Source organism: Priestia sp. FSL P4-0332 (assembly GCF_038005845.1).
Classification (GTDB): Bacteria; Bacillota; Bacilli; order Bacillales; family Bacillaceae_H; genus Priestia.
In genome coordinates, this window is the sequence record NZ_JBBOUA010000001.1 from 371,633 (window position 1) to 386,792 (window position 15,160).

Annotated in this window: 11 protein-coding genes, 1 pseudogene and 1 riboswitch; of the genes and pseudogenes, 8 read left to right on the forward strand and 4 right to left on the reverse strand. The window is 38.4% G+C overall.

Annotated elements, in window-relative coordinates:
- The first annotated feature begins 86 nt into the window (after window positions 1–86).
- Window positions 87–887 carry a YfkD famly protein gene (locus MKY06_RS01970; RefSeq protein WP_013055140.1) on the forward strand — a complete coding sequence of 267 codons (801 nt, stop codon included), beginning with the start codon at window positions 87–89 and terminating at the stop codon, window positions 885–887.
- Between the two features lie 36 nt (window positions 888–923).
- Here the strand turns inward: MKY06_RS01970 and yfkAB are convergent, their stop codons facing one another.
- A complete protein-coding gene (yfkAB, locus tag MKY06_RS01975; RefSeq protein WP_098278439.1) occupies window positions 924–2,042 on the reverse strand; it encodes a radical SAM/CxCxxxxC motif protein YfkAB in 1,119 nt (372 codons plus the stop codon).
- Between the two features lie 204 nt (window positions 2,043–2,246).
- Between yfkAB and MKY06_RS01980 the strand changes: the two genes are divergently transcribed.
- From MKY06_RS01980 to MKY06_RS02010, 7 genes and pseudogenes are all read left to right on the forward strand, one after another.
- A complete protein-coding gene (locus MKY06_RS01980) occupies window positions 2,247–2,432 on the forward strand; it encodes an SE1561 family protein (protein WP_013081532.1) in 186 nt (61 codons plus the stop codon).
- 163 nt (window positions 2,433–2,595) lie between these two features.
- The gene (locus tag MKY06_RS01985; protein ID WP_013055143.1) at window positions 2,596–4,137 is read left to right on the forward strand and encodes a fumarate hydratase; all 1,542 of its coding nucleotides are present in this window, start codon (window positions 2,596–2,598) and stop codon (window positions 4,135–4,137) included.
- A gap of 94 nt (window positions 4,138–4,231) precedes the next feature.
- On the forward strand, window positions 4,232–5,041 hold the full coding sequence (gene pdaA / locus MKY06_RS01990; RefSeq protein WP_064471275.1) for a delta-lactam-biosynthetic de-N-acetylase: 810 nt from the start codon (window positions 4,232–4,234) through the stop codon (window positions 5,039–5,041).
- A 162-nt stretch (window positions 5,042–5,203) separates the two neighbouring features.
- A complete protein-coding gene (rlmD, locus tag MKY06_RS01995) occupies window positions 5,204–6,589 on the forward strand; it encodes a 23S rRNA (uracil(1939)-C(5))-methyltransferase RlmD (protein ID WP_097824778.1) in 1,386 nt (461 codons plus the stop codon).
- A 340-nt stretch (window positions 6,590–6,929) separates the two neighbouring features.
- A pseudogene (locus tag MKY06_RS02000) lies at window positions 6,930–8,280 on the forward strand (FAD-binding oxidoreductase).
- Between the two features lie 199 nt (window positions 8,281–8,479).
- Window positions 8,480–8,560: riboswitch (glycine riboswitch) on the forward strand.
- A 159-nt stretch (window positions 8,561–8,719) separates the two neighbouring features.
- The gene (locus MKY06_RS02005; RefSeq protein ID WP_013055146.1) at window positions 8,720–10,072 is read left to right on the forward strand and encodes an amino acid permease; all 1,353 of its coding nucleotides are present in this window, start codon (window positions 8,720–8,722) and stop codon (window positions 10,070–10,072) included.
- A gap of 332 nt (window positions 10,073–10,404) precedes the next feature.
- Window positions 10,405–12,546, forward strand: coding sequence for a PAS domain-containing sensor histidine kinase (locus MKY06_RS02010; RefSeq protein WP_064471276.1), 2,142 nt, complete (start codon window positions 10,405–10,407; stop codon window positions 12,544–12,546).
- 424 nt (window positions 12,547–12,970) lie between these two features.
- On the opposite strand, the gene MKY06_RS02015 is transcribed toward MKY06_RS02010, so the two are convergent.
- The 3 genes from MKY06_RS02015 to MKY06_RS02025 form a co-directional block, all read right to left on the reverse strand.
- Complete coding sequence (locus MKY06_RS02015) at window positions 12,971–13,087, reverse strand: YfhE family protein (protein WP_013055148.1); 117 nt, start codon at window positions 13,085–13,087, stop codon at window positions 12,971–12,973.
- A gap of 101 nt (window positions 13,088–13,188) precedes the next feature.
- Window positions 13,189–13,749, reverse strand: a complete 561-nt coding sequence (locus MKY06_RS02020; RefSeq protein ID WP_013055149.1) for a GNAT family N-acetyltransferase — start codon at window positions 13,747–13,749, stop codon at window positions 13,189–13,191.
- A gap of 255 nt (window positions 13,750–14,004) precedes the next feature.
- Window positions 14,005–15,132, reverse strand: a complete 1,128-nt coding sequence (locus tag MKY06_RS02025) for an amidohydrolase (protein ID WP_013055150.1) — start codon at window positions 15,130–15,132, stop codon at window positions 14,005–14,007.
- Window positions 15,133–15,160: the final 28 nt, after the last annotated feature.

Below are 15,160 nucleotides of genomic sequence, written 5' to 3' on the forward strand. Positions count from 1 at the left end.
TTTCCCTTTCGGTATTCAGGATAAAACAGGGGGTGTTTGAAAAAACTATGGTTGCATTCATTAACGATGTTGAAAGGAGTTTCTAGATGTTACGTAAATTGCTTTTATTTGTGTTTACCATCATTATTTCATTTTCATGTTCAACGAAGATCGCCATTGCTAAAACAGCTCAGCCTACCATCAACGTGCCTTCTTCAGCTTTAAATATTTCAAAAGAAAATACCTATCCAAATGCTAGTCAAGACACGCCATATTTGCAGCCGAGTGAGTTTACAAAAGAGCTCATTGAAACATCAAATGTAAAAATTGAAAACCCTGATTTAATTCGTATATTAAATGAATCAAACATTTCTAAAACTCCATGGGCAATTGGTTTCAGAGCAACCGTCTTTTTAGGACAGTGGCCATTAAATTACGAATCAACAGAAACAAACGTTAACTGGCAGCACCAGCGAATCAATACAAATCATTATGATAACAGAGCAGGAAAAACTCAGTACAAAATGATGTACAGTCAGGAAAATCAAAGTCATGTAAAAGGCGGATTAACAGCAAAAGTGCCTCAGCCTGATCATGTTAAACAAATGATGCTAATTGAAGCAGCTAAAAAAACAAAGCTCACTTTATCATTTCAAACATTTGTAGGTGCCGGAACGAAAAAAGACCAGGTCTATAACGTAGCTCCTAAAAAAGTAGGTTATCTGTATGCGTATACGCCTGCTGTAAGTGAAAAGGGAAAAGTAACATATGGAGAAGTGTATGTCACAGTAAAAGGCAGCAAGCGCGCAATTGTGGTGAGAAATGTAACGTCTCAAGGAATTGGAGCATGGATTCCAGTACAAGATTATGTTTCCTTAAGCTTTGGAGCTTATGACCAGCCGAGATAACAAAAAAGAGATTCCCACGATGGAATCTCTTTTTTGTTATTTTGTAATGCTCGCTTGGAGTTTGCTGAAATCAGTATCTTGATAATAGCTGTTTTTCACCAAAATATTAGGTCCCAAACAAGACACTGCTGAACAATGACAGCTAAGTTCTTTAGAAATTGTGCTTTGCTGCCACGTATCAAAAGCGTCTGTAAGCTTTGTATCTTGAATGTTGCCAAGAGGAGGCGTATCACCAAAATCCGTTACGATAATATCTCCGTCGAAAATATTTACATTTAGGCGAGAGCGCCCGTCTGGATCGTTTCGAACAGTTACATTTTTATTGCTATATAAGCGCTGTAAGAGCGTTAAGTCTTCCTCATTATTGCTGCATGCATAAAATGGTAACGTGCCGAATAGCATCCACACATTTTCATCTCGAATATCAAGAAGGTGATGAATAGCTTGACGCATTTCAGGAAGAGATAATGTTTCTAGAGTGCTAGCAAAGTCACTTGGATACATAGGGTGTACTTCATGACGCTGACAAAGCATTTCATCAACAATTTGACGATGAATCTTTTCCATATGAGGAAGCGTACGTTTATTTAACATCGTTTCAGCTGATACGGTTACACCTGCTTTTACAAGCGCTCGGCTGTTTTCAATCATACGGTCGAAATATTTGGCGCGCTGCTCATAAGTAGGCTTTCGCTCCATCATTGCAAAACCAGCTTCCACAAAATCGTCCATCGTTCCCCAGTTGTGAGAAATATGTAAAACATCTAAATAAGGAATGATTTGTTCGTAACGAGCAAGATCTAATGTTAAATTTGAATTAATCTGTGTACGGACACCTCGTTCATGTGCATACTTTAATAAAGGCACCACATAATTTTTCACAGAAGATAGAGACATCATCGGCTCTCCGCCGGTAATGCTTAACGCTCGAAGAGTTGGAATTTCATCCAGACGTTTTAAAATTAAATCAAGCGGCAGTGCGTTTGGGTCTTTTGGCTGCAGCGTATATCCAACTGCGCAGTGCTCACATCGCATATTACAAAGTGTCGTTGTGGTGAATTCAACGTTTGTAAGCGTCGGTTTGCCGTATTGTTTCATATCTAAATACGCTTCCCACGGATCGAACTCCGGGGTAATTCGTTGTAAAGTGGCCATAAAAAAACTCCTTTTATTTTTCCGTAAAGTGAAATGATGATGAAAACATCTCACGGTCCGTCCTGCTAGACTAAATTATACGTCTCATTCAAAACGGACACCAGTGACTATTATGGATTTTATTGCTTTTAGTTGTCAAATATGAAAGTATTCGTTAGGATATAAAGAAATACGAATGAAAAAGCTATATCAGGAGGGTTTAAAATGGGAAACGCCGTTCGAGATAAAGATTCACAAGTACGTTATTTAAAAGATCGTTTAAATATGTTTGTACACGTATTAGACTCCATGGAGCCTGAAAACACAGATCTAGAAGACATTGACCGTTTGATTACGATGATTGATGACCTTGAAGCAAAATGTGAGCAGTTTAAAAAAGATAAAGAATGAACAAAGGAAAAAGCGCTAGAAAAACTAGCGCTTTTTTGCTTGAAGTGGAAATCCTCCTATAAAGGTCTTTCGAAACAATTTTTGAAGGAGTATAATAAATTTTGAAAGTTGTACGACAGATAGATAAATACATACATTAGCGGGATATGGGAGGAATTAAGTGATGATTGAAGCTTTAAAACAAAGCATGTACGATTTAATTGTTGAAACATCTACAAAATTGCCAAAAGACGTTCGACGTGCTATCGCAAAGGCAAAAGCGCGTGAAAATGCAGGAACGCGTGCAGCAATGTCTTTAGCGACCATTACCAATAATATTAAGATGGCGGATGATAATTTATCGCCAATTTGTCAAGATACGGGTATGCCAACATTTAAAATTAAAACCCCTGTAGGAGTGAATCAGCTTCAAATTAAAGAAGCGATTTATTGGGCAATTGAAGAAGCAACAAAGCACGGAAAGCTTCGCCCTAACTCCGTAGATTCGTTAACGGGAGAAAACAGCGGTAATAATTTAGGCGGCGGCACGCCGGTTATTAAGTTTGAACAGTGGGAAAATGACTATATTGATGCGCGTCTTATTTTAAAAGGCGGCGGCTGTGAAAATAAAAACATTCAGTACAGCCTGCCTTGTGAAGTAGAAGGTTTAGGTAGAGCTGGCCGTGATTTAGACGGCATTCGTAAATGTGTGATGCACTCTGTGTATCAAGCACAAGGTCAAGGCTGTAGTGCCGGCGTCATTGGTGTTGGAATCGGTGGCGACCGTACAACAGGCTATGAATTAGCAAAAGAGCAGCTGTTCCGAAATTTAGATGACGAAAATCCAAATTCTCAGCTGAAAGAATTAGAAGAGTATGTAATGGAAAATGCCAATAAGTTAGGAATTGGTACAATGGGCTTTGGCGGAGAAACGACATTACTTGGCTGTAAAGTCGGCGTAATTAATCGTATTCCTGCTAGCTTCTATGTGTCAGTTGCGTATAACTGCTGGGCTTACCGTCGTTTGGGCGTTAAAATTAATGCCGATACAGGAAGCGTTCAAGAGTGGCTGTATCAAGAAGGCGAAGAAGTAGATTTTAATAAAAATGCAGGCGCAGAAGACAAACAAAATGCGGATGAAACAAAAGAAGTTGTATTACAAGCACCTATTACAGAAGAGCAAATTCGTGAATTAAAAGTTGGCGACGTGGTGCGCATCAACGGTATGCTCTACACAGGACGCGACGCTATTCATAAGCATTTAACAGATCACGATGCGCCAATTGATTTAAATGGACAAATCATTTATCACTGTGGTCCGGTTATGTTAAAAGATGAAGATGAAAAATGGCACGTAACCGCTGCAGGACCAACAACAAGTATCCGTGAAGAACCTTACCAAGGAGATATTATGAAGAAATTTGGTATCCGCGCGGTTATCGGTAAAGGCGGTATGGGTCCTAAAACGCTTGCTGCTCTTCAAGAGCATGGCGGTGTGTACTTAAATGCGATCGGCGGAGCTGCACAGTACTATGCTGATTGTATCAAGAGCGTAGAAGGCGTTGATTTGATGCAGTTCGGTATTCCTGAAGCAATGTGGCATTTAAAAGTAGAAGGCTTTACAGCTGTAGTGACGATGGATTCACACGGAAACAGCTTGCATGCAGATGTAGACAAGTCTTCATTTGAAAAGCTTGAGCAATTTAAAGAACCGGTATTTAAATAAACATACGTCCGGAACGTATGGTAAAAAGTAACGTTCATGAACGAGAAAATTGAGTGGATACTAAGCGTAAAATGACTTCCGAAAGGAGCTTCTTATGCGCCGGTTCACCTTTTTTCTCGTTTTTTTATTCGGGATGTCAACAGGCATAGCATCTGTTGAAGCACAAATGTATCCAAACACTCCGATCAGCTGGGGATTTCAAAAAAGTAAAAATCACAAGCCCGCATCCGCAGGTACAGCTTATGAACAAATTCTTGCTAAGTATGATGCTTTTTACCTCGGAGATACAAATAAAAAAAATATTTATTTAACGTTTGACAACGGTTATGAAAATGGTTATACACCGCAGGTATTAGACGTGCTCAAAAAAAGAAAGGTTCCTGCCACGTTCTTTGTAACAGGACACTATTTAAAAGAAGAGCCTAAGCTAATTAAGCGAATGGTAAAAGAAGGGCATATTGTCGGCAATCATTCATGGCATCACCCTGACTTAACTCAAGTGGATGACGCACGTTTTAAAGAGGAATTACAAAAAGTAAAAGATGAATACAAGAATATTACTGGTCGTGATGAAATGAAGTATCTTCGCTCACCTAGAGGTGTATTTAGTGAACGAACGCTAGCTCTTTCAAAGCAAGAGGGCTATACGAATGTATTTTGGTCACTTGCATTCGTTGACTGGAAAGTGAATGAACAAAAAGGCTGGCGCTACTCATACGACAATATGATGGCTCAAATACATCCAGGTGCAATCATGCTTCTGCATACCGTTTCAAAGGATAACGCAGATGCATTAGATCAAGCAATTGTGGATTTAAAAAAGCAGGGCTATACGTTTAAAAGTATTGATGATTTAATGAACGAACGCAAACAAATGAAGAAAAGTCCTTCTGAAACGAAATAAAGATAAAAACCGACGGGAATGTTTCTCCTGTCGGTTTTTTGCTGTTGAAGTGTTATAATATGCGTTGATGTCTTTTTTAAAGCGATACGGTCTAATAGGTTTTAAGCAGCTAAGGACCGTTAATAACTATATAAAGAATTTAAACTAATCGGAGTTGGTCTCATGAATAAACCAAAAACTGAAATGAAAGTTCAAAAAGGACAAACGTTTCCGTTAACGATAAAAAGACTCGGTATTAATGGAGAAGGCGTAGGATATTTTAAGCGCCAAGTCGTCTTTGTACCAGGAGCATTACCAAATGAAGAAGTGGTTGTAGAAGCAACAAATGTCCAGCATAAGTTTGCGGAAGGGAAAATCAAGCGAATTCGCAAAAAATCTCCTCATCGCGTAGATGCGCCCTGTCCTATTTATGAACAGTGCGGAGGCTGTCAGCTTCAGCACTTATCCTATGAAGGTCAGCTAGAATCTAAGCGCGATATTGTTCTGCAAGCGTTCGAACGTCACAGTTCATTAAAAAAAGTAGAGGAAAAAACACGCCAAACAATTGGCATGGAAGATCCTTGGGGCTATCGTAATAAATCACAGTTCCAAGTAGGTGTAGATAAACAAAAAGTCATCGCTGGTTTGTATGGACTGAATTCTCATCGACTGATTGACATTGAAAACTGTCCTATTCAGCATGGAGCCACGAATCACGTGACAAAAGAAATAAAACGAATTTTACAAGATCTTCAAATTCCTATCTACAATGAACGCAAACGCCGTGGTATTGTACGTACCATCGTATCTCGAGTAGGATTTGAAACGGGTGAAGTGCAAATTGTCTTGATTACGGCTAAACAAGAAATTCCGAAAAAAGAGCTGCTGATTAAAGAAATTCAGCGCCGCCTACCGGAAGTGAAATCGCTCGTACAAAACGTAAACGGCCAAAAAACATCGCTTATTTTTGGAGACGAAACGTTTACACTCGCTGGAAAGTCGGTGATTCAAGAAACGTTAGGAGATATCTCGTTCGAACTTTCAGCGCGTGCATTTTTCCAGTTGAACCCTCTTCAAACAGTGAAGCTATATGATGAAGTAAAAAAAGCAGCTGCGCTAACAGGCAATGAAAAAATTGTAGATGCTTACTGCGGAGTAGGTACAATTGGCTTATGGCTTGCTAAAGATGCCAAAGAAATTCGCGGAATGGATACGATTGAAGAATCGATTGTAGACGCGAGAAAAAATGCCAAAGATCATGGATTTGAGTATGCCACATATGTGACGGGTCCAGCTGAAAAGTGGATGCCGAAGTGGGTAAAAGAAGGCTGGAAGCCAGACGTAATCGTCGTTGACCCGCCGCGAACAGGCTGTGATGACAAGCTTCTAAAAACGATTTTACAAGTGAAGTCAAAGAAAGTGGTTTACGTTTCTTGTAATCCATCCACATTAGCGAAAGATGTGCAGCAGCTGTCGAAGGCTTATCATGTTGATTACATTCAGCCTGTTGATATGTTCCCTCATACGGCGCATGTGGAGAATGTGGTAAGTTTGACGTTAAAGAAATGAATAGAAAAAGAGTAAAGGGCAGATTTGATTCTGCTCTTTTTTCTTTGAGCTGTACTTTTATTAATGGGGGAATTGTTAAAATTAAACATCTGTTCTTTTAGAGTATAAAATATTTTAGTATAGTGAATCGAAATTCCCATAAAGTCTAGATTTAGAAAGTTTTACATCGCTAAAGAGAAATTACATAAGAGGATTAATGCTTTTAAAACAAACTATAATGACGTATTTTATACAAATAATAAACGCAAATTCTATCCCAAAACCCAAACCTTTAACCACATCGATAATACTATATTAATAAAACTAATAAAAAGTATGTACAGAGGTGGCAGAGGTCAAAATGAACTCAATGTTTTTAAAAGGGCTTACTGGCGAAGTGGTAACGCCAAAAGACCCAATTTATGAGGAAGCTCGTCAGGGATGGAATCGTGCTGTTAATAAATTTCCGCTTGTGATTGTATACTGTGAAAAAAAGCAGGATGTTGTGAATGCGATCCGCTGGGCGCGCAAGCATCGTGTTGATATTCGCATTCGATCTGGCGGTCATCATTATGAAGGGTATTCTACGGGTGACTGTGTATTAGTCATTGATATTAGTCGATTAAATGGGTTGAAATTGGATAGGAAACGGAACATTTTAAAGATGAAAGCAGGAGAGGAAAATACGGAAGTGTATGATTTCATCGGTTCGAACGGATATGTGTTTCCAGGAGGAACGTGTCCGACTGTTGGGGTATCTGGCTTTACACTTGGTGGAGGCTGGGGACTTTCGAGCAGACTTTACGGGTTAGGGTGCGACAGCTTGATAGAGCTAGAATTAGTCAATTATGAAGGAAGGCTCATTAAGGCAAACAAATCGTGTAACGCGGATCTTTTTTGGGCATGCCGCGGTGCCGGTGGCGGTAACTTTGGCGTTGTGGTAAGCATGACGTTTCAGCTTCCAAAGCCCACGAACAGCTCTGTGACGCTCGTTCGATTCTTTTATGTAGGTACTACAAAGGAGAAGCAGGCACAAGTGATGAATATATGGCAAAACTGGCTGCCCAAACTGGACAAACGTATGACGCTAGTTGCAAGCATTTTATAATGCAGGAGGAGAAGGGTTAGGCATATTTGCAAACGGATTCTTTTACGGCTCCCCAGAAAGAGCTCGGGAGATTTTGCAGCCTTTTGCAGAAGTAGAAGGGTTTCAAGTAGAGCTGGAATCATTATCTTTTCTTGAAGCGGTAAAAAAAATAGAAGCAACCTATCCTCCGTCTGAAAAATTTAAGTCAACGGGAAGATTTGTGCACAGAAGCTATTCACGTGGTGAGCTTGAAAATCTTGCAGATCTCATACAGCGTCCGGCAGAAGGTTCCGTGTATGATGCGATTTCTTTTTATGCACTAGGAGGAGAAATTCGCCGTGTTGGTAAAAGAGAAACGGCTTTTTTCTACAGAAACGCCAGATATATTATGGGGTTTCAGTCTGTCTGGACAGAAGATGTATTTGCAAGAGCAAACAGAGATTGGCTTCGCAAGCGATTTGAATATATTAAAAGTATTACGGTAGGTTCCTATGTGAATTTTCCTATCAGCAACCTGAGAAACTACGAACGTGAGTATTTTGGAGACAACGCAGAGAGATTAGAAAGAGTGAACAAAAAGTATGATCCGTTTAATGTGTTCAGGTTCCCGCAAGGACTCAGGTAGCGCGAGGAAAAGGATACTAAGTTGACGATTGAAACTGTTCAATTACCTTCTGTCGAAGAAGGTAAATAAATGAAAGTAATCTTTCCTGTTGACAAAGCATCTAACTGGTATTAGAATAAACAACTATTCGACAGTCATTCTATTGATTGAAAAAATTAATACGTAGAAAGCTATGATTGCTATGGATCACACTATAGCAGGAGCAGCTTCTGGAGAGATCGCGATAGTTTCGCGACGCCGAAGGGTTCACAATCTCAGGCAAAAGGACAGAAGAGTACCGGATATTTATTTGGCATGTTACTAATTGGTAGCATGTACCTTAATATTTGTTATTCTTATGACCATGAGATTGGAGCGCATCCAATCTCTTTTTTTTATTGGACTTTATTTGTAGTCCGCACGATCGCATCAAAGGTTTTATTGTTAGGAGGAGTTAGAGTTGGAACAACGAGAATTAAAGAGGGATTTATCCAATCGTCATGTTCAGCTAATCGCGATTGGGGGAACCATTGGTACGGGCTTGTTTTTAGGTTCTGGTAAAGCAATACAGCTTGCAGGTCCCTCTATCATCTTTGCTTATTTAATTGTTGGTATTGCGCTTTTCTTTGTGATGAGAGCGCTAGGAGAACTACTGCTGTCTAAAGCAGGTTATCAATCGTTAACAGATATTGCTGAAGAGTATCTTGGACCGTGGGCGTCATTTGTAACGGGATGGACCTACTGGTTTTGCTGGATTATGACAGCTATGGCTGATGTGATTGCAGTTGGCGTATATGTGAAATATTGGTTCAATATTCCTCAGTGGATTCCCGCACTTATTTGTGTAATCATTTTATTAGGTCTTAACTTATTAACCGTAAAATTATTTGGAGAATTAGAGTTTTGGTTTGCTTTAATAAAGGTTATTACGATTCTTGCATTAATTATTATTGGCGTTATTTTGCTGGTAATGGGATTTAAAACAGACGCGGGATCCGTTACTGTTCAAAACATTTGGAATCACGGAGGACTGTTTCCAAATGGGGTTTCAGGTTTCTTACTTTCATTCCAAATGGTTATATTCGCATACGTCGGGGTTGAATTGGTAGGGGTATCGGCAGCAGAAACATCAAATCCCCAAAAAAATATTCCATCGGCCATTAATAAAATTCCGCTGCGAATCTTATTTTTCTATGTTGGGGCGCTTATCGTCCTTTTATTTATTAACCCGTGGATGGAATTAAATGCAGCAGAAAGCCCATTTGTTAAAACCTTTAGTTTAGTCGGAATTCCGCTTGCTGCTGGAATTATTAATTTTGTTGTATTAACTTCAGCCGCTTCTGCTTGTAATAGCGGAATGTTTTCAACAAGCCGTATCTTATATAATTTAAGTAAAAATGACCAAGGGCCATCTAAGTTTGCAAAACTGAACAAAAACCACGTACCAAGCAACGGATTGTTTGTATCTACGCTGGTCATCTCAGCGGGAGCTCTTTTAAGCAAACTTATACCAGACCAAGCTTTCGGCATCGTCACGACCATTAGCGCTATTTGTTTTATTTGGGTGTGGAGTATCATTCTTATTTGCCATCTAAGGTATAAAAAGACGCGTCCGCAGCTGCATGCAGCATCAGCATTCAAAGCACCGTTAACACCATTTATAAACTATGTTGTGCTAGCTTTGTTTGCGGTGATTCTTGTTATTATGCTGTTTTCTGACGCGACGCGCCCAGCCTTATTGTTGACGCCCGTTTGGTTTATTCTCTTATTTATTTTTTACTGGACTAGAAGGAAAAAGAAAATAAATCTTTAAAGGCTAGAAAATCAGCAGGGAATAAACATGATTTTTTATAAAAGAATATAGTAAATTTCTGACCTCATCACTCCGTGATGAGGTCTTTTTAGTGGAGGATAAATAATTGATTTCTACTGCATGAATAAAATGCAGGAAGCAAAGTTTATAGAAGAAAACTAAAAATTTGTTCTAACAGAAAACACAGTGAGAAAGCTCATAGTTTTCTGATAGGAATGTAGAACAAATTGCTTTTCTTCTGTGTCTAAAGATGGAATTCCGTCATTTATATGGAAAAGTTTTCATTTTGCAGTACAATGGAGGTAGACTTCATTAGATTAAGGTGAACAAACATGAAATGGTTTAAATCTCATACGTTTTGGAAAATCTTCACGATTAATGTGCTTCTTATTTGTACCGTACTGACGCTAATGTTTATTGTTTCAAGAGTGATGCTGCCTAATATTTCTCAAAATCAATATCGACAGGTAACTGATAAAACCGTCAAGAGAATGAAAGAGCAAATTAACGTCGTCATTAAAGATATTTGGAGCCTGGGCGACGAGGTACAGCAAGATCCTATTTTTTTATCGGATGATGAACAAGAAATAGACGAAGAATTGCAGAAAATAGTTAATATTTCACCGTATATCGATAGCGGAACCATTTTTAATGTAAAAGGGTATGTTGAGCATTATTACCCGAATGATTTAAAGAATATGAAACATGTGAACTTAAGTAAAAGAAAATATTTTCAAGAAGCGCTGCGAACCAAAAAAATATATTTAAGCGATGTCGTTTCAGCAGATACAAAGCACTACATTGTGGTGATGGCGATTCCTATTTTGGATGGGCAGCAAAATGTAAAAAAGGTTGTAAATTTAGCGCTGCGAATTGAAGAAAATAAAAGTTTTCAATCCATCTTTCAAACGTTTGATATAGGAGAGAACGGCTATACATTTATTGTAGACCGCAATGGTAGAATTATTTCCCACCCAGAGAAACAGAGAATCGGTGAAAATGCTAAGAAAAATGAAATCGTTCAGAAAACGATGAATCATAAATCAGGATATCAGCGGGTTGTGAACACCGAAGGTAAGTATTTCTTTGCGTCTTTCGAATATATTCCTGTTTTGGATTGGGGAATTGTCGCTGAATTACCCGTTGAAGAAATTTACAGGCCTTATGAAATGTTTGAAAAAACGCTTTGGATCGTTTCAGGCGTTACGATTTTACTGCTTTCTTTTTTTACTGCGTTATATGCAAGGCAAATTGTGAATCCAATTCATAAACTATATGAATTGGCGGGACAAGTAGCGCGCGGGAATTTTAATCAAAAAATTCCGGAACGAGAAATTGAGCGGGGCGAAATCGGTATTTTATCTAAACAGTTTAATGAAATGATTAGCTATATACGCCATTCTAAAGCAAATTTACAGCAAAAAGAAAATCAGCTGCAGGAACAAAAAACGTTTTTAAGACAAGTTATTGACATTAATCCAAGCTATATTTATGCTATCAATCAAAAAAGGGAATTCATTCTCGTTAATGAATCTTTTGCGATGCTCTTAGGTGAAAAATCTGATGACTTAATTGGACAATCGATTGATAAATATCAGTTCAACCTTCAATCAGATCTTTTATATAAAGGGGAGTTTTCAAACTGTACCCAAAAAGGGATGGTATTAGAAGAACAGTTTAAAGATTCGAAAGGAAACCGGCGCTGGGTCGAAACAGCAAAACTTCCTATTATGAATGAAAAACAGGAAGTGATTCAAATGCTGTGCGTATCGACAGATATTACGGAGCGTAAAAAGGCAGAAGAGAAGCTTAGAACTTCTGAGAAGCTTGCCGTGGTAGGAGAACTTGCAGCTGGAGTGGCTCATGAAATCAAAAATCCTTTAACTTCTTTAAAAGGTTTTGTTCACTTATTAAAAGAACAACATCCTAAAGATGCTTTGTATATAGATATCATGGAAACTGAATTAGAACGAATGAATGGAATCGTAGAAGAATTTTTGATGTTAGGAAAACCTCAGGTAATGAAGGTTGAATCTTTGAACATGCAAGCGCTTGTTCAAGAAGTGTGCTCACTTCTTGAACCTGAAGCAGTAGAAAAGGAAGTAGCTTTCATATTTGAAAGAGACGACCAGTTACCAAAGGTGTATGGAGATAAAAATCAGTTAAAACAAGTATTTATTAATATTATTAAAAATTCTATCGAAGCAATGCCTGAAGGAGGAGCTATTCATATTACGATTAAAGTAAAAGAAAACCACCTTTGGCTGCAGCTTGCTGATGAAGGACAGGGTATTCCTCCTGAACGGTTAGCGAAGATAGGTGAGCCTTTTTATAGTACAAAAGAAAAAGGTACAGGCTTAGGACTGATGGTCAGCTATCGGATTATTAAAGCTCACCACGCGCAGATGACGTTTTCTAGTCAGTTAGATAAAGGAACAAGTGTGGATATATTGTTTCCAATCATAAAAAAGTAGGGGAACTTCCCCTACTTTTTATTATTATACTTATAATATATCAAAAGCGTTGATGGTACTAAAATAAATGAAAGTGCTAAAGAAGATATCCACAGGTTAACAAGAAGTTAACTGCTGAATTATATAGGATATTCACAACTTTATCCACACTATTCACATTTTTTCAGAAAATTTACATAAAAATTACCCACTGTTATTTCAAGTTATGAAAGCGGTAATATGCATATCCAATAAAGTTATGCACATTATCCACATAATTGTGGGTAAACTTTGTGGATATAGTAGAGTGTTAAAAAAACGTAAATCATACGCTTGAAATCTTCGTGTTATTATTTTTACATAATATAAAAACGTCCTTCCGATACAAACTGTACAGAAAGGACGTTGGGGTGATCAAGCGTTGGATAGAGATGTTTTGCCTCACTTATTTTTTCGTGTAGCCGCCTGCACGGTCTGCTTTTTTAAACTCGCGGCCGTAATAGATTTCTTGAGCGCTACTTAACGTATTTTTTGCGTTTTCTTTTCGTTTTTTTTCAGACATAAAAAAACCTCCAATTAACGTTTTTCGATCATGCTACTTATTTTTTCCAGAATCTCTCGTTTTTAATCATAAAAAAAGCTCTCCGTGTAACGGAGAGACTCTTACGCTTCTTTAAGCTGGTGATCTTCTTGAACGTCTTGCTCGTGACGCAAGTAATATAATGTATACAAGTCTTTTGGAATTTCGTATAAATCATATACGTCTTCATGTTGATTAATTTCATCGTATAAAGCTTTGTGTGTTTCATTCGCAAGTACTGCATAAGGCAGTTTTTCTGCAGCCTTAATAGACCTAATATTAATTTTGCGAATTCGCATAAAAATTCGCTCTATATTTAACTCAAAGAACAGTTCATTAAAGAACGCTTCTTTTGCAATTTGATTATATCCTTTTCCATGAAACGGTTTGCCAAGCCAAGTGCCTAAAAAACCAGCTTGGTCCTGTACATCAAATAAATTAATGGTGCCGATAGGGTTACCCCATTCGTCTAAAATCGTGCGAGAAATAATTTCTCCATGATCTTCTGCTTCCATCGTTTGTTTAGTCACAAATAAAAATTCTTCATAGGAATGGGCTTTATGACGAACAAAAGGGAAGACATCAGGATGTACCATGAGTTCGTATAGAGATTGACAGTCATTTAGGTCACGTTTTTTTAACATAACTTTTCCCTCCTGATCGAGGGTATATACAGACTCCAATCAAGTCCCCACCCTCGAAATTTTTTAATAATTAAAAAAATTTCGGGGTGGGAATCGAACCCACTAGAACCAGTTACCTGGTGGCGCACCATTTGCCTTCCCATTACAAGTCAACAAACATAAAAAGTCAACGTGTGATGTTTATGCTTTTGTGAAATTCACATGCTTCTAAACGTATCATACTAAAAAAAATAAAAAAAGAAAATAGGTAAAATGTTAATTTTTTTTAAATAATATTTTACCATCTATCATGGTGAAAAGGGGCTTTGCTAAGTAGTGAAAGGGATGATGGCTCCATAGCACTAAATCAGCGTCTTTTCCTGCTTCGATACTGCCGATTCGCTGATCAATACGGAGATTTCGAGCAGCAGCAATGGTGATGCCTTCTAATGCTTTTTGTTCTTCGAGTCCTTCACGTACGGCAATGGATGCACAAATATTTAAGTACTGAATGGGCGTATAAGGGTGGTCTGTTGTAATGGAAACTTCTACTCCTTCATTGCAGAGAGCTTGATAGGTTTTCCACGTTTTATTTTTCAATTCAACCTTTGAGCGGCGTGTTAAAGTTGGTCCCACGCTTACTTTTAAGTTTCTTCCACTTAGCTCTTTAGCAATTAAGTGACCTTCTGTACAGTGTTCAATACGAACGTCTAAATTAAATTCATCTGCTAAGCGCAGAGCTGATAGAATATCATCGGCTCGGTGAGCATGAATTCGAACGGGAATCTCTCTATTCAGTGCTTGAATGAGCGGTTTGATTCGCAAATCATCTTTATTGTCACTGCTTTTTGCATGATAAAAGGCTTCTCTCAGCATCCCCATAATGCCCATTCGTGTAATGGATTCTTTATTGCCATGGCTGTGGATTCGTTTTGGATTTTCTCCTAGCGCAATCTTAAGTCCAGCTGTCTCTTGAATCAACATTTGAGAAATACTTGTTCCGGCTGTTTTAATAACGGACGTTGTACCTCCGATCACATTTGCACTTCCAGGCATAATGTGTACAGACGTAATACCCGCTTCAATGGCATCTTTAAACCCAGGATCTAAAGGATGTACGCTGTCAAAAGCTCGGATATGGGGAGTCATAGGCTCGATTGTTTCGTTAGCATCATTTCCCGCCCAGCCGGTTCCTTCATCATATAGTCCTAGATGTGTATGAACATCAATAAATCCAGGGAATAAGTAGCGCTGTTTGCAGTCAATGACTTCTACTTGAAGAGGAGGCTGCAAGTTTGGCCCAATTAAAACAATTTTTCCATCTTGAATGAGCACATCACTATTATAAATAGGTTTTGACGTAATAGGATAGAGCGTTGCATTTTTCAAGAGAATGGTTTTCATAAAGGATGCTCCTATCTATCGGCAGCTT